This is a genomic window from Pseudomonas sp. LS.1a, from assembly GCF_022533585.1.
Classification (GTDB): Bacteria; Pseudomonadota; Gammaproteobacteria; order Pseudomonadales; family Pseudomonadaceae; genus Aquipseudomonas.
Window position 1 is genome coordinate 1833380 of record NZ_CP092827.1, and the last position, 21387, is coordinate 1854766.

The window sequence follows — 21387 nt, forward strand, 5'->3', positions numbered from 1 at the left end:
CGCAGGATCAGGAGGTGCACCCATGAGCAATTCGCTGAAGCTGGATGAACCGCGTGAGCGCCGGCTGAGCGGCGCCTTGCGCCAGCGGCACATCACCATGATTTCGCTGGGCGGCATCATTGGTGCCGGCCTGTTCGTTGGCAGCAGTGCAACCATTGGCGCGATCGGCCCCGCAGCGTTCCTCAGTTATCTTGCCGCCGGCATCGTGGTGATGCTGGTCATGCGCATGCTCGGTGAAATGGCGGTGGCGATACCGGGCGTTGGATCGTTTACCGAATACGCGCGACTGGGGCTGGGCAATTGGGTCGGTTTCACCAGTGGCTGGTTGTACTGGTACTTCTGGGTCATTGTCGTGGCGGTGGAGGCGGTGGTCGGAGCCGACATATTGAAGCAATGGATCCCGCTGCCGGCCTGGGCCATCGGCCTGAGCCTGCTGGCAATCATGACCGCCATCAATTGTCTGTCGGTGAAGTCCTATGGCGAGTTCGAGTACTGGTTCGCATCACTCAAGGTGTTCGCCATCATCGTGTTCATTGGCCTGGGTTGTGCCTATCTGTTCGGATGGGCGCCTAGCACCGGCGCCTTGCTGGACAACCTGGTCAACGACCGCGGCTTCATGCCTAACGGCATCAGCGCCGTCCTCGCCGGCGTGCCAACAGTGATCTTCGCGGTGGGCGGCGCAGAAATCGCTACCATCGCTGCAGCCGAATCGGATGACCCTTCCAAGAGTGTCGCTGCGATGACCCGCTCGGTGATCTTTCGGGTGATCACGTTCTACGTCGTCTCTATTCTGCTGATCGTCTGCATCGTGCCCTGGGGCAGTATCGAGGCAGGGCATTCACCCTTCGTCACCGCCATGGAGGTCATGCATGTACCGGGTGCGACGCTGATCATGGAAGCCGTGGTTCTGGTCGCCGTGCTGTCGGCGCTGAACTCCGGGTTGTACGTGTCTTCGCGCATTCTGTTCGGTCTCAGCGAGCGTGGCGATGCGCCGGCTGCATTGTCGCAACTGACCGGGCGCCGGGTACCGCGCTTGGCGGTATTGCTGAGCAGTGTGATTGGCTACATTGCCATTGCCGCAGCGATCGCGTCACCGCAAGGTGTTTTCCTTTTCCTGGTGAACGCCTCGGGCGCCATCATGCTGTTTGTCTACCTGGCCATCGCGATCGCTCAAGTGCGGCTGCGCCGTCAACTGGAGCGCGAAGCGCCACAGCGCCTGACGCTGCGCATGTGGCTGTTCCCGGGCTTGTCCTACGCGGTTATCGCCGCCATCGTCGGGGTGCTGGTGGCCATGGCGTTCCAGGAAGGGCTGCGCACGCAATTGCTTGCCAGCCTGGTCAGCCTGGCGGTGGTTTCGGCGGCGCATTTGTTGGTGCGCAAGCGCCGGTTGCACGCCGGGCCGCGTGATACGCGCATTGCATAATCGCACCGTCGGACCGAAACCCCGCCAACTGGCGGGGTTTTGCGACCCCGTACCTAGTTTGCGGGCAAGAGGATCACGAAGTTCTTTTTCATGTCTTCCAGCACGGTCCATTTGCCCTTGGCGCCCGGTTCGATAATGAACGTGTCGCCAGCGGCCAGTGTGATGGGGGCGCAACCTTCAAGCTCGATGACGCAGCACCCACTCAGGACATGGCAGAACTCCCAGACTTTGTAGTCGATGCGCCAAGCTCCGGTGCTGGCTTCCCATTCTCCGGAAATGCGCCCTTGCTGTTCATCGTGATAGTACTTGGACGTCAGCGTATGAGGGGTGCCTTCCACGACTTCTTCAAAAAAGGGAAGGTCGCGCACCGGTTGGATATCCAGTTCGCGGAACACGGTCAGTTTCTTGTTCATGGTTGTTTCTCGAGCACGTTGTGGGTAGGGCGATACATCAAATAGGCTTCACCGGTTACGCCCAGCATCGGGTGTGGAACGATCTGGCAGGTTTTAACAATCTGAAAACCGTGACGTTCGTAGAAGCGGCGTGCACCGTGGTTTTCTGCATAATCGATCAGGCATAGCCCATCCAGGCCAGAGTCCTCAGCGCGCTGCTGGGCGTGGCGAAGAAACTGGGCGCCCAGCCCCTGGCTGCGCCAGGCCTCATCCAGGGCCAGGCTGGATATGTACAAGGTGTCGGGTATTTCCATGTCGGAATAAGGCGCGAGGACCGGGTCTGTCTCGACAGGCCTGTCAGGGGTCTCGCGCAAGGCATAGCTATGCATCATGCCGATGACGCGCCCTTCGAAAGTGGCCATCAGGCAGTTCTTGTAGGAAAAGTCGCCCTGTTCCCTGGCATAGCGAGACGCACCGACACTCAGCAATGCTTCTCCAGGTGCGGCAAGCTTGCTCCATATGTAATCGGCCATGCCCTCCGATGTCAGTTGAAAGAAGCGTGCAATATCGTGCGCGTCCGAGGCTTGAGCGGGTCTGAAGTCGATAGGCATGTACAGTGCTCCCATGGCATCGGGTGGTTGGTTTTCAAGGATTACGCCTTTGGCAGGGTGGCAGGGTAGGTGGGTTCAACGGTTCCCATCATGCTCTGGGCGAACACCGTCAGTACGGTGTGCGACGCTGCTCCATGCTCAAAGGCACGTGGCCGTCCAGGGCTCATGTCTGGGGAATCGATCGTTCAGTTGCCGTAGGTGGTGAGGCAAGAGGCGGGGCGACGTCTACTTCCATGGCGCAATAGCTGGAACCAGAGCTAGCCAGCTCTCTTAGAACTGCACATAACTCATTGAATTAGCAGGGACGCTGTGGGAGCGGCTTTAGCCGCGAACACCGGCGCAGCCGGTGCCATGCACCGCGTTGGATTCTTCGCGCAGGTGCTGCACCTGGCTTGAGGCCAACGAAATCGAGGTGGGAGTGAACGAGCACTCGGAAAAGGCCATGAAAGCGTTGGTTACATTGCTCTATGCCGCCCTGTGGTCGATGGGACCATAGTTCATGCGTGTTCCGGATCGCTGTCTTGAGCTGGCCGGGGTGCCACTGGTCGCCCAGGCTCGGCAAACGGTAGATTTGATTCGGGTTTTGTACGATGATTTTCGTATTGGCAGGGATGAGCTATGAAATTCGGCTTCAGGGAGGCTCAGCGAGCGGTGATAGCGGCGCTTGAGTCAGGGGAGTATCAACACGTTTCACGCAGGGATATCGACGTAAAGAACCTGCTGGCTACAGGGGAAGTGTCAGCCGGTGAGGTTGCCGAAGTCGTTCGCTCATGCAGGGGTATTCATCACGTCAGTACCTCTCACCATGTCGTCGCAGCCATCGAGGTGCATGTGCTCAAACGGGATGGTTGGTACATAAAGTTCTTTTTCATCGAGCCAGACACCTGGTTCATCAGCGTTCACCAGTGAGTACCCAGATCATGAAGATCTTTTTCGAAGGCGACAGAGGAAAAGCGCTTTGCGAGCATTGCCAGGCAGTGGTGCCCACGCACTATGCTCGCCGGGATGTGCCGTTTAGCGATGGCCAAGGGGTGGCCAAGGACATTCTGGTGGGTGTGTGCGCCCGTTGTGATGGTGTGGTCGCCATTCCATCGCAATCCACACCGGCCATCCGCGAGGCGCGCAAGCAGCAGCTCAAGTCGATCGAGGCGCGTTTGCCGGCGGTCTATCTGGATGTGCTCGATGCGGCCATGCATGCGGTCAGTAATGAGGCGGGGGCAAATTTGCGCAAGTTGTTTCTTGCCCACTATTTCCAACAGTTGGTGCAGGCGCAGCAGTGTGGGCAGTTGCATACGGTGCATCAAACGTTCCTGCAGGCGCTGGATGAACAGCGAGAGCAGCGCGGGCTTGCGCGTTCCAATGCTACTCGGCGCTTGTCGATGAAGGTCAATCCGTACATGGCGGAGGACATGCTTGCGCTTCAGCAGCATGCAGCGATGAACCAGACCGAATTGCTGAAGGCTGTGATCGCGCGTATTCAGGCGGATGTGCTGGAGAATCAGGATCAGGAGGTGATTCGAGCTTTGAAGCGGCTGGCGCGGTTGGCGTTGTAGTGAGCATTTGAAAGAAGCACAGCGTACCGCCAAGCGCTGTGCTTCACACACGGATCTTGAGTCTTTTTAGAGAAACTCATATCGGTTCCTACAAGAACTAATCAGATTTTTCCCCTTCCTCGTAGTCCATTTCTGAATCATCCTTTTCAAGCCGTTTCACCATTGCGATGGAAACCTGAGCCCCCTAGTCTCGCCTTGTCGTTGCAAATTCAACGACCGGGTCTGCAAGCCCGATGCTTGGTTTGGTCTCAGTTTGCTGTTGGCTTCGTTCAACGGTGGCTGCGTGCGGGTGGTCTTCGGGCCAGCCGGGAATCGACCTCCAAGCCCGGTCTTGCAGGCCCGCATGTAGCCGCCACCCTATCATCTGCAAGTGATCTGGCGACGGTCCGACTTGTTATTGTCTGGAGGCTGTCATGCTGAAACTCGTTTCCGATCCACCTTTCTCCACCGACCCATCGATCATGACCCTGGCGGTCGTGCATGAAATGGAGGCTGTGCGCACGCTGCTGGAATCGGCGATTGCGCAGGTGCAGCTCAGGGGCAGGCAGCCGGTGCATACATTGCATTGATGGGCTGATTTTCAAATTTGGCGAGCCTGGGTGGTGCGGTTTTCCTACCAGCGACTGCAACCGGGAAATCGCATTGGCCGGCAGATTCACAAGAGGGTTTCAGATGGACAAGGAAATGGATGACGACACCGGCACACTGGGCCTGACCGTAGGTTCGGCCACGTTCCTGGATGGTGTGCTGGATGGCAAGAAACTGTTCCGCGTAGAACCGGGAAACTGCTGCGACCATGCCATCGAACAAGCGTCGGTATTGATGGACTGCTCTCGGCGAGCGTCGTTCATCGGGGTGATGGACAACGAACCGGTGCTGGTCTGGGCTTCGCACTTTCTCTGCGACATGGCCAAGGCGCTGATGGATGACGCCCACATGGGTATGCGCAAGAACCGATAGCCATGGGCGGCGATGTTGGCCCCTGGTGTTGGCAGGGTGGGCTTGGCACCCTGCCAGTATTGTCTGATTGGCATGCAGGGGTTAGGTTGCAAGGCTCATTTCAAGGAAGATGACCGATGAAACGGACCCTACCTCTGGCATTCGCCTGCGCGCTTTTCCCCCTGCAAGCCTGGTCGGCGCTGGAAGTCGGCCAGTTCACCCTGGGCATGCCCAAGCCCCAGGCCATTGCCATTCTGCAGCAGCAGTTCGATGAGGTTGAGCATTTCACCGGCTATCACTACCAGGTGCCTACCGAGTTCTTTCAGGGGAATGACCCGAAGGGCAATTACAACCTGGGCGGTATTGCCATCACGCAAGTGAAGGCATCGTTCAACGAGGCCGACCAGCTTCGCCAGGTGGAGGTGCGGCTGGCCAGCACCGACGAGGCGCGGGTCCAGCAACTGTTGCCGATGACCAGGCAGGCCAAGCCTGTGCCGAATAGCGGCGGCCGGCTCGAGGCGTTTTCCGCGGACGGCGAACTGGTGTATTGGGTGTCCAAGGACCGGGACTGGACGGTGGTGACCATCGCCGACAAGGCCAGCTCGGAGAAGAACATCAAGGCGCGAGCCGAGAGTGACAAGCGCTCTGCTCAACTGAACCGCAAGTTCGACAAGCTGATCGAGACGGCCAAGGCGGTGGAAGGCAAGCACTGATCGACAAAGCCGGGCAGCCTTGAAGCCTTGCGCATACCATGCATTCATGGGACTGCACATAACTCATTGATTTGGCAGGGACCCTGTGGGAGCGGCTTTAGCCGCGAACACCGGCGCAGCCGGTGCCACGCACCGCGTTGGATTCTTCGCGGCTAAAGCCGCTCCCACAGGTTACGCGGACCGCTTGCGAATTCAGTTCTCTAAGCGACAGCGCAGCAGAATAAGGCCAGAAACAGCCCGCGTCGGTTTCAGGATGCGCCTGGTCGTTCGCACGCAACCCCTCGACGCCACAAGTGCCATGCTTGCAGGATGCCTTCGGACCAGCGCGCGCAGACGTGCGGTCGTAGGCAAGGAGGCCGCTGGCACCACGCAACCGTGACGTGGCCGGCGCGCCGCAGCAGAACACGCCGGATACCTGCCCTCACAACAATTCAGGCAGGGTCCGTGATGCCGAGGTCCGCTGTATGCCTGATGAATTGCTCCACCTGCCTGTGATCCACCGCATTCTGGCCCGTGACAAGGATACCCCTGGCGCCCTGTTGCCGATCCTGCATGCCATCCAGCACGACATCGGCTACATCCCCGATGCCGCTGTCGCCGAAATTGCCCATGCCTTGAACCTCAGCTTGGCCGAGGTGCGCGGGGTGATCAGCTTCTACCACGATTTCCGCACCACGCCACCGGCGCGCCACACCTTGCGCCTGTGCCGCGCCGAGTCGTGCCAGAGCCGGGGCGCCGAGGCACTGGCCGCACAACTGCGCGAACAGCTGGCGCTGGACGACCATGGCACCAGCGCCGACGGCGCCATCAGTCTGCGTCCGGTGTACTGCCTGGGCGCCTGTGCCTGCTCGCCAGCGCTGGAACTGGACGGCCAGGTGCATGCGCGCCTTACCCCTGAGCGCCTGCGCGCACTGGTCAACGCTTGCCGGGAGGACGCAGCATGCTGAAGCTGTATATCCCCTGCGATTCGGTAGCCCGTGCCGTGGGTGCCGATCAGGTCGCCGATGCCTTGCAGCGCGAGGCCGAGCGCCGCCAGCTGCCGCTGGACATCCAGCGCACCAGCTCCCGCGGGCTGTACTGGCTGGAGCCGTTGCTGGAGTGCGACAGCACGCAAGGGCGCCTGGGTTTCGGCCCGCTCACCCCGGAAGACGTGCCGTCCTTGCTCGACGCCTTGACCGGTGAGCCCGGCGAACCCGGAGGCCACCCGCTGGCGCTGGGGCCGGTCGAAGACATCCCTTACCTCAAGACCCAGCAACGCCTGCTGTTCGCCCGTGCCGGCATCACCCGCCCATTGTCGCTGGACGACTACCGCGCCCATGGCGGTTTTGCCGGCCTTGAAGCGGCCGTGGCCCTGGACGGTGCCGAAGTGGTCGCCGCCGTGCTCGATTCCGGCTTGCGCGGCCGCGGCGGTGCCGCATTCCCGGCCGGCATCAAGTGGCGCACCGTGCGTGACGCCGGGGCCGGGCAGAAGTACGTGGTGTGCAACGCCGACGAGGGCGACTCCGGTACCTTCGCCGACCGCATGCTGATGGAAGGCGACCCGTTCCTGCTGATCGAGGGCATGATCATTGCCGGCCTCGCCGTGGGGGCCGACAAGGGCTACATCTATGTGCGCTCGGAATACCCCGACGCCATCCGCGCGCTCGACCAGGCCTTCGCCATCGCCCGCGACGCCGGCTACCTCGGCAGCGACGTGGCCGGCAGCGGCCTGGCCTTCGACCTGGAAGTGCGGGTCGGCGCCGGCGCCTATATCTGCGGCGAAGAAACCGCACTGCTCGAATCCATCGAAGGCAAGCGCGGCATCGTCCGCGCCAAGCCTCCGCTACCGGCGCTGCAGGGCCTGTTCGGCCTGCCGACGCTGGTGCACAACGTGCTTACCCTGGCCTCGGTCCCCATCATCATGGCCAAGGGCGCGGCGTTCTATCGCGACTTCGGCATGGGCCGCTCGCTGGGCACCATGCCGTTCCAGCTGGCCGGCAACATCCGCCAGGGCGGCCTGGTGGAACGCGCCTTTGGCCTGACCCTGCGCGAACTGGTGGAAGGCTATGGCGGCGGCACGGCCAGTGGCCGGCCGTTGAAGGCCGCGCAGGTCGGTGGCCCGCTCGGTGCCTGGGTGCCGCCCAGCCACTTCGACACGCCGCTGGACTATGAAGCCTTCGCCGCCATGGGCGCGATGCTCGGCCATGGTGGTGTGGTGGTGGCTGACGACACCCTGAACATGGCCAGCATGGCGCGCTTCGCCTTGCAGTTCTGTGCCGAAGAGTCCTGTGGCAAGTGCACCCCGTGCCGCATCGGCTCGACCCGGGGCATGGAAGTGGTCGACCGGCTGATCGCCACCAGCGACATGACCGAGCGGCATGACCAGGCCCTGTTGCTGCGTGACCTGTGCGACACCATGCAATACGGCTCGCTGTGTGCCATGGGCGGCATGACCGCTTACCCGGTGGCCAGCGCCCTCAAGTACTTCCCTGCCGATTTCGGGCTGACCCACACGGAGGCCGCACAGTGATCAATTTCTTCGACCCCGCTTCTGATAAAAGCAGCGACCTCGGCACCCCGGCCCGTGACAGCGAGGTACAGGTCAGCCTGAGCATCGATGGCCGTGCCATCACTGTGCCCGCCGGTACCTCGGTGATGCGTGCCGCGGCCATGCTCGGCACCAGCATCCCCAAACTGTGCGCCACCGACAGCCTCGAAGCTTTCGGCTCGTGCCGCATGTGCATGGTGGAAATCGAAGGCATGCGCGGCTACCCGGCCTCCTGCACCACCCCGGTCAGCGAAGGCATGGTCGTACACACCGAAACGCCGCGCCTGGCCGGCCTGCGCCGCAACGTGATGGAACTGTACATCTCCGACCACCCGCTGGACTGCCTGACCTGTTCGGCCAACGGCAACTGCGAGCTGCAGACCGTGGCTGGCCAGGTGGGCCTGCGCGAGGTGCGCTACGGCTACGACGGCGCCAACCACCTGGCCGAGAAAAAGGACGTATCCAACCCGTATTTCGACTACGAGCCGAGCAAGTGCATCGTCTGCAGCCGCTGCGTGCGTGCCTGCGAGGACATCCAGGGCACCTTCGCCCTGACCATCACCGGGCGCGGCTTCGAATCGCGGGTGGCAGCGGCGGGGGGTGAAAACTTCCTCGCTTCCGAGTGCGTGTCGTGTGGCGCCTGCGTGCAGGCCTGCCCGACCGCGACCCTGACGGAAAAGAGCCTGGTGCAGCTGGGCCAACCCGAGCGTGCGGTCATCACTACCTGCGCCTATTGCGGCGTCGGCTGCTCGTTCCGCGCCGAAATGAAGGGCGACCAGCTGGTGCGCATGGTCCCGGACAAGAACGGCGGTGCCAACCACGGCCACGCCTGCGTCAAGGGCCGCTTTGCCTGGGGCTACGCCACCCACCCGGACCGCATCACCAAGCCGATGATCCGCAAGCGCCTGGAAGACCCGTGGCAGGAAGTCAGCTGGGACGAGGCGGTGACCTACGCCGCCAGCGAGTTCCGCCGCATCCAGCTCAAGTACGGCCGCGACTCCATCGGCGGCATCACCTCCAGCCGCTGCACCAACGAAGAAGCCTACCTGGTGCAGAAACTGGTGCGCACGGCGTTCGGTAACAACAACGTCGACACCTGCGCACGGGTATGCCATTCGCCTACCGGCTATGGCCTGAAGCAGACCCTGGGCGAGTCGGCCGGTACGCAAAGCTTCGACTCGGTGATGCAGGCCGACGTGGTGCTGGTGATCGGCGCCAACCCTACTGACGCCCACCCGGTATTCGGCTCGCAGCTCAAGCGCCGCCTGCGCCAGGGCGCGCGGCTGATCGTGATCGACCCCCGGCGCATCGACCTGGTCGATTCGCCGCATGCCCGCGCCGAGCTGCACCTGCAACTGCGCCCGGGCACCAACGTGGCCATGCTCAATGCGTTGGCCCACGTGATCGTCACTGAAGGCCTGCTGGCCCAGCGTTTCATCGATGCCCGCTGCGAAACCGAGGATTTCGCCCGCTGGCGCGACTTCGTCAGCCAGGCGGAAAACGCCCCCGAAGTGCTTGGCCCGGTCTGCGGCGTGCCTGCCGAGCAGATCCGTGCCGCCGCCCGCCTGTATGCAACCGGCGGCAACGCGGCCATCTACTACGGCCTGGGCGTCACCGAGCATAGCCAGGGCAGTACCGCGGTGATGGGCATCGCCAACCTGGCCATGGCTACCGGCAACATCGGCCGTGAAGGGGTAGGGGTGAACCCGCTGCGCGGGCAGAACAACGTGCAGGGCTCGTGCGACATGGGCTCGTTCCCCCACGAACTGCCCGGCTACCGGCACATTTCCAACGAGGGTGTGCGCGCCGAGTTCGAGCGTGCCTGGGGCGTGACCCTGCAGCCCGACCCGGGCCTGCGCATCCCCAACATGTTCGAGGCGGCGCTGGACGGCAGCTTCAAGGCCCTGTACTGCCAAGGCGAGGACATTGCCCAGAGCGACCCCAACACCCAGCACGTCACCGCGGCCCTGCTGGCCATGGAGTGCGTGGTGGTGCAGGACATCTTCCTCAACGAAACGGCCAAGTTCGCCCATGTGTTCCTGCCGGGCAGCTCGTTCCTGGAGAAGGACGGCACTTTCACCAATGCCGAGCGACGCATTTCGCGGGTGCGCAAGGTCATGGAACCGCTGGCCGGCAAGGCCGACTGGGAGGCGACCGTGGCCCTGGCCAATGCCCTGGGCTACCCGATGAACTACCGCCACCCGTCCGAGATCATGGACGAAATCGCCCGCCTGACGCCCACCTTCCACCGCGTCAGCTACGCCGAGATCGACCGCCACGGCAGCCTGCAGTGGCCGTGCAACGACGCCGCGCCCGATGGCACGCCGACCATGCACATCGACCAGTTCGTGCGCGGCAAGGGGCGCTTCATGCTTACCGGCTACGTGCCCACCGACGAGAAGGTCAACACCCGCTACCCGCTGCTGCTGACCACCGGGCGCATCCTCAGCCAGTACAACGTCGGCGCCCAGACCCGGCGCACCGCCAATGTCGCCTGGCATGACGCCGACCGCCTGGAAATTCACCCGACCGACGCCGAAAGCCGTGGCATCCAGGATGGGGACTGGGTCGGCATCGGCAGCCGTGCCGGGCAGACCGTGCTGCGCGCCAAAGTCAGCACGCGGGTGGCGCCGGGGGTGGTGTACACCACGTTCCACTTCCCTGAATCGGGGGCGAACGTGATTACCACCGACAACTCCGACTGGGCCACCAACTGCCCTGAGTACAAGGTGACGGCGGTGGAGGTAGTGAAGGTGTTCCAGCCTTCGCAGTGGCAGAAGCGCTACCAGGACTTCAGTGACGAGCAGCGGCGCTTGCTGAAGGAACGCCGTATTGCGGAGAAAACCGAGGTGCGCCGATGAGTAGTGAGAACCTGGTCAAGATGGCCAACCAGATTGCCCATTACTTTGACAGCGAGCCAGACCGGGCGCTGGCGGTGCAAGGGGTACGGCAGCATCTGCAGAGTTTCTGGACGCCGGCAATGCGCCAGCAGCTGGCGCAATGGGCCGAGGCCAATGCAGGGGAGGGCCTGGACCCGAAGGTGCGGGAGGCGTTGGCCTAGAGGTTTCTTGTAAGAAATCCCTGTGGGAGCGGGTTTACCCGCGAATGCGTCGTTGGACTTACCGCCGCCTTCGCGGGTAAACCCGCTCCCACAAGGCCCTGCAATTTCAAGGAATCCTGTGTCCGCAAATTCAGCCGCGGGCCAATTCCGCCTGGTGGGCAATTGCCTCCTCGCTCTTGAGCACCAGCACATCCCCTTCCAGCGAATCCAGCACCACTTCCGAGGTATTGCCAATCAACGCCCCGGAAATCCCCGTGCGGCACACGGTGCCGATCACCGTCACCACCGCATCGAGCTTCTGCTCGGTATACGGGATCAGTACATCAGCCGGCCCTTCGGCCACATGCAGGCACTCGTCGCTGATGCCGTACTCGGCCTGGAATGCCTTGCACGCCTCGCGGTAACGCTTCTCGATGGTTTCGGTCAACTGGTACACCGGGTCCGACGCCGACAGCATCGGCGAGGGATGGGCGCTGATGACGTGCAGCTCGCCCTTGGCCAGTTTGGCAATCTCGAAACCATGGTCGATGATGCTGGCATGCAGGCGGCGGTGGTCCTCGTCCTGGTTGCCTACGTCCACCGCGGCCAGGACCTTGCCGCCGGTCCACGGCCGCTCGCTCTTGACCATCAGCACGGCACACGGGCACTGGCGCAGCAGCTTCCAGTCGCTTGGGGTGAGCAGGGCCTTTTTCAGCGGGTTGTCCGGGCGGTGCTCCTTGATCACCAGCTCGCAGCCCTCGGCCTGCTGCACGTAGATGATGGTGTCGTGCAGGTTGTCGCGCCAGGCCTCTTCATGGGTGACGTTGTCGTACCCGTCATCATGCAACTGGCTGCTCAGCAGGCTCAGCAGCGCGCTGTGGTCATGCCTTCTGTCGCACATCAGCAGGTGCAGGCGCGCGCCGGTGAGGCCGGCGATCAGCTTGGCCCGGGTCAGTGCCCGGCTGTGGGCGTGCTCGGGGTCGAGAACGACGAGGATGCTGCGGACGGCTTGCATGGGCGTTAGCTCCCTTCAAAGGTGGCGACCAATGCCTGACTATAGTCGGCGCTTCCCCCGCTGGCGCTTGATGTACATCAAGCATAGTCACTGGCGCCGCCCGCCGCCGCCGGTATAATCGCCGGCCCTGCCTGGTTCAATGTGGTTGCACGCTCATGTCCCTGATCCCCGAAATCGACGCCTTTCTTGGTTGCCCGACGCCAGATGCCTGGATCGAAGCGGCGCTCGCCGACCAGGAAACCCTGCTGATCGACCACAAGAACTGCGAATTCAAGGCTGCCAGCACCGCCCTGAGCCTGATCGCCAAGTACAACACCCACCTTGATCTGATCAACATGATGTCGCGCCTGGCCCGCGAGGAGCTGGTGCACCACGAGCAGGTGCTGCGCCTGATGAAGCGCCGTGGCGTGCCGCTGCGCCCGGTGTCGGCGGGGCGTTATGCGTCGGGGCTGCGGCGCCTGGTGCGCGCCCACGAGCCGGTCAAGCTGGTGGATACGCTGGTGGTGGGGGCATTTATCGAGGCGCGCAGCTGCGAGCGCTTTGCCGCGTTGGTGCCGCACCTGGATGAGGAACTGGGCCGCTTCTACCACGGCCTGCTGAAGAGCGAAGCGCGCCATTACCAGGGTTACCTGAAACTGGCGCACAACTACGGCGATGAGGCAGACATTGCCCGCCGGGTGGAGCTGGTGCGCGCAGCGGAGGTGGAGCTGATCCAGTCACCGGACCAGGAGCTGCGCTTCCACAGCGGTATCCCGCTGGCACAGGCCGCCTGATTCGCACCAGGCGGCCCTGGCGTCAGTGGCGACGGCCCAGCAGCAGGCCGGCTACCAGGCCGAGGCCCGCGGAAATGGCCACGGTCTGCCACGGGTGGCCGCCGATGTAGTCCTGGGTAGCCTCCACCACCGGTTGCGCCCTGCTGCGTACCTTGCTGGCGGCATGGCGCGCCTGGCGTAGCTTGAGGCTTACCTGCGCGCGCAGGGTTTCGGCCTCGTCACCCACCAGGGCGGCACTGTCGTTCAGCAGCTTTTCCGATTCTTCGATCAGCGCCTGCAGTTCGCTGAATACCTGGTCCTTGATCTGATCGCTGTCGGCCAGCGTGGCGTTTTTCCGGGCCATGAGCTCGTCCTCGTCGAAGGTGTGGTTTGAACAATGGATGCCGGCGCGTCGGGAAAGTTGCGGCGGCTTTGGGCTGTTGCTGTACCTGGGTGTAAGATAGCGGCCATTTTCAAATCTGCAGGTACCTTCATGAGTTTCAATCTGGCCAACATGAGCTTCGAGGAACGGGCGCAGATCGAGGCAGAGAAGGCCCGGCTGTTCGAGCTGTGGCAGAACAACCTGGGCAAGGCCAAGGGCGAAGCGGCGCGGTTGATCGCCGAAAAGCCACGGCGCAAAGGCAAATGGGCCGAGTGGGTGCGCGCCGAACTGGATGGCATGTCGCCGCCCGAATACGCCAACATGGTGCGCAGCGAAGTCAACAAGCTGATGGCCGCGGCCAGCGCCAACCGTTGATCACACCCCGCCGAGCGCTTACCAGGAGGCGCCTTTGGGCAGGTCCAGCCTGCCCTCGTCGGTGAAGCGCACGGTCCCCAGCAGCCCGCCGGCCAGCTTGCCGCGCAGTACATAGGGCAGGCCCTGCAGCGAATCCACATGGCCCAGCCCATAGGCCTGGCGCAGGAAGGAAAACGCCGTGATGCTCACCGGCACCACGATCACTGCTTCGCCATAACGGCCAATGTGCCCCTGCTGGTCGCTGACCCCGGCAGCCAGCGGCTGGCCGTTCACTTCCAGGTTCAGGGCGATGCCGTTGTAGTCGATGGGCGCCTCGTTGGGGTTTTGCACCCGCATCTTCACCGCCATGCGCAGTTCCAGCTCCTGGCCGGGTAGCGGCTCGATACCGATCACGCTGATATTGACCGGGTCGCGTGCCTGGAACAGCGCGCAGGCCCCCAGGCCGTAGGCCATCAGCAGGACCAGGAACAGGCGGGCGTAGCGTTGCAGACGGGCAGCCATGGGTTGCGACCTTGCCAGAGTGGGCGAATGGGCAGTGTGGCAAATGCGCGTCGGCGTTGAAAGTCTCCCTCCATATGAAAGATACTGTTTCTCATTAACGCCCGATAAACTTTCCTACTGGCTGTTCCCAAACCCATGCTGACCTCACCCGTGTCGGGCCTGCTGGCGAGTTTCCAGGAGCACTACGACGACCTGCTGCAGTTCCTGACCCGGCGCATGAGCGACCGCCAGCGTGCTGCCGACGTCGCGCAGGAAACCTACCTGAAGCTGGTGAACATCGACCAGCAGGCAGTGCCGGTGCTGCACGCGCGCAGTTTCATCTTCCGCGTGGCCGGCAACCTGGCGATCGATGCCTTGCGCCGCGAGCAGCGCATTGCCGCCAGCCACGACGACTGCGAGCGGGCAGGTGAGGTGGCCTGCCCGGCGCCGGCACCCGAGGCGGCGTTGCTGGCCCGGGAGCGTCTGCAGATTCTCGACCAGGCGCTGCTGCAACTGCCCGACAATGCCCGCCAGGCGCTGTTGCTCAACCGCGTCGAAGGCCTGACCCAGGCGCAGATCGCGCAACGCCTGGGGGTTTCCGAAAGCATGGTGGCGAAATACATCGGCCAGGCCCTGCGCCATTGCCGAGGCTGGCTCAAACAGGCGGGGGTGGCTGCTGCGCTGGTGTTGGCCGTTGGTGTGGCGGGTTGGCAGCAGGCGCCGGTGCTGCTGGCGGATTACCGCACCGGGGTGGGGGAGCGGCAGGTGGTGACCCTGGCCGATGGCACACGGGTGACGCTGAACAGCGCCAGTGCCCTGAGCGTGGTGTTCAGCGACCGTGAGCGGCGGGTGGTGCTGGCGTCTGGCGAGGCCTTGTTCGAGACCACCGATGATTCACGGCCCTTTGTGGTCGATACGGCCGGTGAGCGGGTGCAGGGGCGTGCGGCCACCTTCAGCGTGCGTCGCGATGGCCGCGTGGTATTGGCACAGGGTGAGGCCAAGGTTGGCGAGCATGAACTGGCAGTAGCGGCCGATGCCGGCACGCAGATGGCCTGGCAGCGCGGCAAGCTGATCTTCAACGGCAAGCCGCTGGGGCAGGTGCTGGCGGAGCTTGAGCGTTACCGGCATGGGCGCATTGTGCTGTCGGACAGCAAGCTCGCGGCGATGGAGGTGAGCGGGGTGTTCGACCTCGATGAGCCGGAGGCCCTGTTGCAGACACTTGAACAGCGCTATGGGCTGAAGGTGACCTACCTGCCGTGGCTGGCCGTGGTTCATTGACTCGCCTGTGTCGGCCCCTTCGCGGGCTTGCCCGCTCCCACAGGTATTCCACAGATCTTGAATCCTGTGGTGTACCTGTGGGAGCGGGCAAGCCCGCGAAGAGGCCGGCACAGAAATAAAAATATTTTCCATTTGGCACTGCAAGTTCCTGCCAGCCAGATCGTCGTAGAGGGACTGATCAGCAACCCATTCTCATTTACGACTTGTCAGGAAGCTCATTCGTGCCTCTGATGCTCAAGCCCTTGCACCGCCGCCGCGGCCCTCTTCACCATGCCCTGATGTCCTGCAGTGCCCTGGCCATGCTGGTCGGCCCGCTGCAGGCGTCGGCCTCGACCGCCACCGAACAGGCCCAGACCCAGGCTCGCCAGGTCCAGCTCGACCTGCCAGCCCAGCCGCTGGACCATGCCCTGACCACCTTCGCCGACCAGGCCGGCCTGCACCTGCTGTACACCACCGGCGATGTCGCCGGCCAGGCCAGCCCGGCCTTGCAGGGCAGCTACAGCATCGAGCAGGCCCTGCAACAGTTGCTGGCCGGCACTGGCATGAGCTGGCACTTCAGTGATGCCCGCACGGTGACCCTGCGTAAGGCCGACGCCGCGCCGCAAGCGGTCAACCTCAAGCCGATCGAGGTCAGCGTGGCCTCGCGCACCAGCACCGCGATCAGCGAAATCCCCGGCACCGTGTGGGTGGTCGACCAGCAGCAGTTGCGCGAGCAGATCGACAGCGGCGTCAGCCTGAAGGAAGCCATCGGCAAGCTGGTGCCAGGCCTCGACCTGGCGCCGGAAGGGCGCACCAACTACGGCCAGAACATGCGCGGGCGCAACGTGCTGGTGATGATCGACGGGGTCAGCCAGAACAGCTCGCGCGGCCTGTCGCGCCAGTTCGACAGCATTTCGCCGTTCAACGTCGAGCGCGTCGAAGTGCTGTCCGGTGCCAGTGCCATCTACGGCGGCGGCGCCACCGGCGGCATCATCAACATCGTGACCAAGAAGGGCGAACCCGGCCCGGCGCGCTTCGAGACCCAGCTCGGTGCCAGCAGCGGCTTCAACAACAGCGACGACCTGGCCACCCGCTTCGCCCAGTCGGTCAGCGGCGGCAACGAGCGGGTCAATGCCCGGCTGGGGGTTTCCGGCGAGCAGAACGAAGCCTTCTACGACGGCGCCGGCGACCAGATCTTCATCGACAATACCCAGACCGACCTGCAGTACAACCGCACCATCGACGTGCTCGGTACCTTGGGAATGCAACTGAACGACCAGCAGAGCCTCGACCTGCTGGCCCAGTACTATGACTCGGGCAACCACGGCAGCACCGGCATCTACTTCCCCCACCTGAACTACAACGCCCCGTCCGACCTGGAAGACGCCGAGCTGCGCAGCGGCTACTCGTCAGACCTGGAGCCGCGTACCCGGCGCCTGCTGCTGAACGCCAACTACCACCACACCGACGTGCTGGGCCAGGACTTCTACCTGCAGGCCTCGTACCGCAAGGAAGACGACAACTTCTACCCGTTCCCGTACTACAACCGCGCCACGCCCACCGGCTCGCGCGGGGTGTACTTCGCCGCCTCGCAGCAGAACTTCGAGGTCACCAGCCTCAAGGGCCTGTTCGCCAAGCAGTGGGATACGCTGAAGCTGACCTACGGCGTCGACCTGGACCGCGAGCGCTTCAACGCCGAGCAGACCACTTTCAACGCCCAGACATCGTCCGAGTCGGGTGGGCTGGAGCTGGAGAAGGACAGCAAGGTCGCCCGCTACCCCAGCTACCGGGTCGATGGCGTGTCGGTGTACGCCCAGCTGGACTGGCATGCCACCGATAACCTGACCTTGTCCGGCGGCGCCCGGCGCCAGCAGATGGACGTGGACGTCAGCGACTTCAAGGGCGTGCCGGGCGGCAGCAACGATTACCAGGTCAACCTGTTCAATGTCGGTGCCATCTACGACTTCAAGAATGGCCACCAGGTATGGACCAACTACGGCGAAGGCTTCGACCTGCCCGACCCGGCCAAGTACTACGGCAAGCCCGGCCTGAGCGTGGCCGACAACCCGCTGGCCGGCATCAAGAGCCGCCAGGTGGAGCTGGGCTGGCGCTATGCCGACCTGGACTGGGACGCCCAGGCGGCGCTGTACTACATCTGGTCGGACAAGATCATCAACGTCGATTCGCAGACGCTGACCATCAATGTGGAAGAGCAGAAAAGCCGTGACTTCGGCTTTGAAGGCGCGCTGACCCGGCACTTCCAGACGGGTTGGGAAGCCGGTGGCACCCTGCACCTGACCCGCTCCGAGGAAGAAGCTGCCGATGGCGGCTGGATCAAGCGCGATGCCCGCTATGCCTCGCTGTCCAAGGCTACCGCGTTCGTCGGCTGGAAGGGCGATGGCCGCAGTGCGCGGCTGCAGGCCAACCATGCCTTCAGCCTGAAGGACGATGCCGACCACGAGATCGACGGCTACACCACCTTCGACCTGCTGGGCAGCCAGGATACCGGCTTCGGCACCTTCAGCGCCGGCATCCAGAACCTGCTGGACAAGCAGTACAGTACGGTCTGGGGGCAGCGTGCGACGCTGTTCTACTCGCCAACCTACGGGCCGGCGTACCTGTATGACTACCAGGGGCGTGGACGCACCTACACCCTGACCTGGAGCATGGCTTACTGATGGGTGTTGTCTGTCCCGGCCTCTTCGCGGGTAAACCCGCTCCCACAGGCACGGCGCAGCCCTCAGGCTGTGTGAGAACCCTGTGGGAGCGGGTTCACCCGCGAAGAGGCCAGGTCAGGCAAACGCCGCCAGCAAATCCTGCGCAAACGCCTGCTGTGCCTCGCCAACCGCCTGCGCCCGGTGCCTGGCCAGGGTAAACGGCACCACAAAGTCCAGCCCCGGGTCCAGCGCCCACAACAGCCCTTCAGCCTCCCACCCCTGTGCGCAATGGCACGGCAGATAGCCAATATGCCGCCCCGACAGAATGAACGTCAGCACGCTCTCGATCTGCTCCGCCACCGCCATGCTGCGCTGGCTCTGGAACGGCTCGCCGCCCTTGAGCAACCGGTACGGATGGCGCACCTGGTCCATCGCCAGCAACCGCTCCCGCCCAACGCCAGCCTCACCGAACAGCACATGCCCCTTGCCGCAATACAGCCGTTGCCGCTCCTCGAACAGCGGCTGGTAATCGAAGGCTGCCTGGTTGCCGGAAAAGTAGCTGATGGCGTAATCCAGCCGCTGCTCCAGCAACAACCGCTCCAGCTCTGCCGGCGGGGCACTGATCAGTTCCAGCTGCACCGCCTCCTCGCGCCTGCGAAACGCCGCAATGGCCGCCGCCAGCTTCAGGCTTACCGCCTTGTCCTGGTGCTCCGCCATGCCGATCCGCACGGTCCCCAGCAGCCGCCCGGCAACGCCATTGGCCTGCTGGCGAAACTGCTCGATGTTCAGCAGCAACCCACGGGCGGCGTCCAGCAACAACGCGCCTTTTTCCGTCAGGTGAAAACCACCCTTGCCGCGGCTGCACAGGCGGTAGCCCAGCCGCGTTTCCAGCTGCGCCATGCGCTGGCTGATGGTGGGCTGACTCAGGCCCAGCACGCCTTGCGCGGCGCTGAAGCCACCGGCCTCGACTACAGTGACGAACAGCCGCAGCAGGTGCAGGTCGGGGTCGTGCACTTGTCCGAGCATTACATTGCTCCTGATGAATGTCAGCTTTGCAAACTTGCCATTCCTGCAATGTAACCCGGCTGGCATGCTCGCGGCATCCACCCATTTGCCGAGGTGTCCGCCATGCGTCGATCGTTGTGCCTGCTGTCCCTGGTCCTGGCCTTGCCGCTGCAGGCCGAAGAAAAGGTCGTCAACCTCTACAGCTGGGCCGACTACGTCGCCCCGCAAACCCTCCAGCGCTTCGAGCAGGAAACCGGCTACAAGGTCCGCTACGACACCTTCGACACCACCGAGGTACTGGAAACCAAGCTGCTGACCGGTGGCAGCGGCTATGACGTGGTGGTGCCGTCGTCGGCCGTGCTGGCCCGGGCGCTCAAGGCCAACGCCCTGCAACCGCTCGACCCCCAGGCCATGCCCGGCTACGCCAACCTCGACAAGGACCTGCTGGCCAAGCTCGCCGAGGCCGACCCCGGCAACCGCCATGCCGTGCCCTACACCTGGGGCACACTGGGCCTGGGGGTGAATGTGGAGGCCGTGCGCCAGCGCCTGGGCGATGTGCCGCTGGACAGCCTCGACCTGCTGTTCAAGCCCGAGTACGCCAGCCGGCTGAAGGACTGCGGCATCGCCATGCCCGACTCGCCGCAGGAGGTGATCGGCGTGGCCCTGAACTACCTGGGCAAGGACCCTTACAGCCAGAACAAGGACGACCTGGCCGCCGCGCAGAACCTGCTGAGCCAGCTGCAGCCGTCGATCAGCTACGTCGCCAATGGCCGGCAGATCAGCGACCTGGCCAACGGTAGCGTGTGCCTGGCGCTGACCTACAACGGTGATGCGGCGATGGCCGCCGACCAGGCGCGCCGCGCCGGCAAGCCGTTCGAGCTGATCTACCGCATCCCCCGCGAAGGCACGCTGGTGTGGCAGGACAACCTGGTCATCCCCAGGGACGCCCCGCACCCCGAGGCCGCGCGGGCGTTCATCGCCTTCATGCTCAAGCCCGAGTCGGTGGCCGCGCTGACCAACACGCTGTTCTTCGCCAACGCCAACCAGGCGGCCACGCCGCTGGTGGATGAAGCGGTGCGCAACGACCCGGACATCTACCCGCCGGCCGCGGTGCGCCAGCGCCTGTATGCCGACCGCAGCATGGCCCTGGCCGACCTGCGCCAGCGCAACCGCCTGTGGACCGCGTTCCGCAGCCGCCAGTAACCCATGACGACAAAGGAGCCCGACCGTGGAGCAAGCAGCAAACAACGACCAGGCCATGACCCGCGACAGCCTGTATGGCACCGCTGCGGAAAGTACCTACGCCGGCATTACCAGTTTCTCCCGCCGCCGCTACAGCCGTGACCTGCGTGGCGTCGATGTGGTGGTCAGCGGTGTGCCGTTCGATACTGCCACCAGCAACCGCCCTGGTGCGCGCTTCGGCCCACGGGCGATCCGCGCCGCTTCGGTGCAGCAGGCCTGGGCCCGGCACTGGCCGTGGGCGTTCGACCCGTTCGACCACCTGGCGGTGATCGACTATGGCGATTGCGCCTTCGACAGCGGCACCCCGCAGTCGGTACCGGACAGCATCGAGGCCCATGCCACGCATATTCTGCAAGCAGGCTGCGCCATGCTCACCTTGGGCGGCGACCATTTCATCAGCTACCCGCTGCTCAAGGCCCATGCCCGCCGCCATGGTCCGCTGGCGCTGATTCACTTCGATGCGCACAGCGACACCTGGCCGGACGAGGAAGGCCAGCGCATCGACCACGGCACCATGTTCTGGCATGCGGCCCGCGAAGGCCTGGTGGACCCGGCCAGCTCGGTGCAGATCGGCCTGCGCACCACCAATGACGACAGCCAGGGTTTTGCCATCCTCGACGCCCGCCAGGTGCACCGGCAGGGCACCGAGGCGGTAATCGCGGCGATTCGCCAGCGGGTGGGCGAGCGGCCGGTGTACCTGACCTTCGATATCGACTGCCTCGACCCGGCCTACGCGCCCGGTACCGGCACGCCGGTGTGCGGCGGGTTGAGCACGGTGCAGGCGCTGGAGATCCTCGGCGGGCTGCGCGGCATCAACCTGGTGGGCATGGACCTGGTGGAGGTGGCGCCGGCCTATGACCATGCCGACATCACCGCGCTGGCGGGGGCCACCCTGGCGATGGAAATGCTGTGCCTGTATGCGGCGCGGCACAAGGTGGACAAGGGCCAGTAACCTGGGGCCGCTTTACGGCCCATTCGCAGCACAAGGCTGCTCCACAGGGAGCGGCCTTGTATCGCTAAAGGG

Annotated in this window: 22 protein-coding genes; 16 read left to right on the plus strand and 6 right to left on the minus strand. The window is 64.0% G+C overall.

From position 1 onward, the window contains the following. Positions 1-22: 22 nt before the first annotated feature. Entirely contained in the window at positions 23-1423 is a 1401-nt protein-coding gene (locus MKK04_RS08435) for an amino acid permease (protein ID WP_241106452.1), read from the plus strand. Between the two features lie 53 nt (positions 1424-1476). On the opposite strand, the gene MKK04_RS08440 is transcribed toward MKK04_RS08435, so the two are convergent. Further along, positions 1477-1836: a cupin domain-containing protein gene (locus MKK04_RS08440; RefSeq protein WP_019472176.1), complete on the minus strand. Its 360-nt coding sequence runs from the start codon at positions 1834-1836 to the stop codon at positions 1477-1479. Then, positions 1833-2426 carry a GNAT family N-acetyltransferase gene (locus tag MKK04_RS08445; protein WP_233694860.1) on the minus strand — a complete coding sequence of 198 codons (594 nt, stop codon included), beginning with the start codon at positions 2424-2426 and terminating at the stop codon, positions 1833-1835. Before MKK04_RS08445 ends, MKK04_RS08440 begins: the two co-directional genes overlap by 4 nt. A 618-nt stretch (positions 2427-3044) precedes the next feature. Here MKK04_RS08445 and MKK04_RS08450 point away from each other — a divergent pair. The 9 genes from MKK04_RS08450 (at position 3045) to MKK04_RS08490 (ending at position 11219) form a co-directional block, all read left to right on the plus strand. Beyond that, positions 3045-3335 (plus strand): hypothetical protein, encoded by a 291-nt coding sequence (locus MKK04_RS08450; RefSeq protein WP_241106453.1) that lies wholly within the window; start codon positions 3045-3047, stop codon positions 3333-3335. 11 nt (positions 3336-3346) lie between these two features. After that, positions 3347-3979 carry a hypothetical protein gene (locus MKK04_RS08455; RefSeq protein WP_241106454.1) on the plus strand — a complete coding sequence of 211 codons (633 nt, stop codon included), beginning with the start codon at positions 3347-3349 and terminating at the stop codon, positions 3977-3979. A gap of 413 nt (positions 3980-4392) precedes the next feature. Further along, positions 4393-4548 (plus strand): hypothetical protein, encoded by a 156-nt coding sequence (locus tag MKK04_RS08460; RefSeq protein WP_241106455.1) that lies wholly within the window; start codon positions 4393-4395, stop codon positions 4546-4548. Positions 4549-4651: 103 nt separating this feature from the next. Beyond that, positions 4652-4939 carry a DUF3077 domain-containing protein gene (locus tag MKK04_RS08465; RefSeq protein WP_207831651.1) on the plus strand — a complete coding sequence of 96 codons (288 nt, stop codon included), beginning with the start codon at positions 4652-4654 and terminating at the stop codon, positions 4937-4939. A gap of 116 nt (positions 4940-5055) precedes the next feature. Beyond that, on the plus strand, positions 5056-5631 hold the full coding sequence (locus MKK04_RS08470) for a hypothetical protein (RefSeq protein ID WP_207831649.1): 576 nt from the start codon (positions 5056-5058) through the stop codon (positions 5629-5631). A gap of 464 nt (positions 5632-6095) precedes the next feature. After that, entirely contained in the window at positions 6096-6578 is a 483-nt protein-coding gene (locus tag MKK04_RS08475; RefSeq protein ID WP_015269625.1) for a formate dehydrogenase subunit gamma, read from the plus strand. Next, positions 6572-8140 carry a formate dehydrogenase beta subunit gene (locus MKK04_RS08480; protein WP_233694863.1) on the plus strand — a complete coding sequence of 523 codons (1569 nt, stop codon included), beginning with the start codon at positions 6572-6574 and terminating at the stop codon, positions 8138-8140. Before MKK04_RS08475 ends, MKK04_RS08480 begins: the two co-directional genes overlap by 7 nt. Further along, positions 8137-11019: a formate dehydrogenase subunit alpha gene (gene fdhF, locus MKK04_RS08485; protein ID WP_233688184.1), complete on the plus strand. Its 2883-nt coding sequence runs from the start codon at positions 8137-8139 to the stop codon at positions 11017-11019. Before MKK04_RS08480 ends, fdhF begins: the two co-directional genes overlap by 4 nt. Next, entirely contained in the window at positions 11016-11219 is a 204-nt protein-coding gene (locus MKK04_RS08490) for a formate dehydrogenase subunit delta (RefSeq protein ID WP_063913936.1), read from the plus strand. The genes fdhF and MKK04_RS08490 overlap by 4 nt, the downstream gene beginning before the upstream one ends. A 130-nt stretch (positions 11220-11349) precedes the next feature. On the opposite strand, the gene MKK04_RS08495 is transcribed toward MKK04_RS08490, so the two are convergent. After that, entirely contained in the window at positions 11350-12213 is an 864-nt protein-coding gene (locus MKK04_RS08495; RefSeq protein ID WP_207831644.1) for a universal stress protein, read from the minus strand. A 155-nt stretch (positions 12214-12368) separates the two neighbouring features. Here MKK04_RS08495 and MKK04_RS08500 point away from each other — a divergent pair, with 155 nt between their 5' ends. Continuing rightward, positions 12369-12986 carry a tRNA-(ms[2]io[6]A)-hydroxylase gene (locus MKK04_RS08500; protein WP_063913938.1) on the plus strand — a complete coding sequence of 206 codons (618 nt, stop codon included), beginning with the start codon at positions 12369-12371 and terminating at the stop codon, positions 12984-12986. A 22-nt stretch (positions 12987-13008) separates the two neighbouring features. Here MKK04_RS08500 and MKK04_RS08505 read toward each other — a convergent pair whose 3' ends face one another. Continuing rightward, positions 13009-13329 (minus strand): DUF883 family protein, encoded by a 321-nt coding sequence (locus MKK04_RS08505; protein ID WP_207831642.1) that lies wholly within the window; start codon positions 13327-13329, stop codon positions 13009-13011. A gap of 129 nt (positions 13330-13458) precedes the next feature. Here MKK04_RS08505 and MKK04_RS08510 point away from each other — a divergent pair, with 129 nt between their 5' ends. Beyond that, positions 13459-13722 (plus strand): hypothetical protein, encoded by a 264-nt coding sequence (locus MKK04_RS08510; RefSeq protein WP_025338356.1) that lies wholly within the window; start codon positions 13459-13461, stop codon positions 13720-13722. 18 nt (positions 13723-13740) lie between these two features. Here the strand turns inward: MKK04_RS08510 and MKK04_RS08515 are convergent, their stop codons facing one another. Continuing rightward, positions 13741-14223 carry an LEA type 2 family protein gene (locus MKK04_RS08515; RefSeq protein WP_207831640.1) on the minus strand — a complete coding sequence of 161 codons (483 nt, stop codon included), beginning with the start codon at positions 14221-14223 and terminating at the stop codon, positions 13741-13743. A gap of 135 nt (positions 14224-14358) precedes the next feature. Between MKK04_RS08515 and MKK04_RS08520 the strand changes: the two genes are divergently transcribed. Further along, positions 14359-15480, plus strand: a complete 1122-nt coding sequence (locus tag MKK04_RS08520; RefSeq protein WP_207831639.1) for a sigma-70 family RNA polymerase sigma factor — start codon at positions 14359-14361, stop codon at positions 15478-15480. Positions 15481-15710: 230 nt separating this feature from the next. Further along, the gene (locus MKK04_RS08525) at positions 15711-18137 is read left to right on the plus strand and encodes a TonB-dependent receptor (protein ID WP_241106794.1); all 2427 of its coding nucleotides are present in this window, start codon (positions 15711-15713) and stop codon (positions 18135-18137) included. A 114-nt stretch (positions 18138-18251) separates the two neighbouring features. Here the strand turns inward: MKK04_RS08525 and MKK04_RS08530 are convergent, their stop codons facing one another. Next, positions 18252-19142 (minus strand): LysR family transcriptional regulator, encoded by an 891-nt coding sequence (locus tag MKK04_RS08530; RefSeq protein WP_207831637.1) that lies wholly within the window; start codon positions 19140-19142, stop codon positions 18252-18254. 102 nt (positions 19143-19244) lie between these two features. Here MKK04_RS08530 and MKK04_RS08535 point away from each other — a divergent pair, with 102 nt between their 5' ends. Together MKK04_RS08535 and speB are read left to right on the plus strand one after the other, a co-directional pair. Then, positions 19245-20324: an extracellular solute-binding protein gene (locus MKK04_RS08535; RefSeq protein WP_207831635.1), complete on the plus strand. Its 1080-nt coding sequence runs from the start codon at positions 19245-19247 to the stop codon at positions 20322-20324. A 25-nt stretch (positions 20325-20349) separates the two neighbouring features. Continuing rightward, positions 20350-21315, plus strand: a complete 966-nt coding sequence (gene speB, locus MKK04_RS08540; protein WP_063913945.1) for an agmatinase — start codon at positions 20350-20352, stop codon at positions 21313-21315. Positions 21316-21387 lie beyond the last annotated feature (72 nt).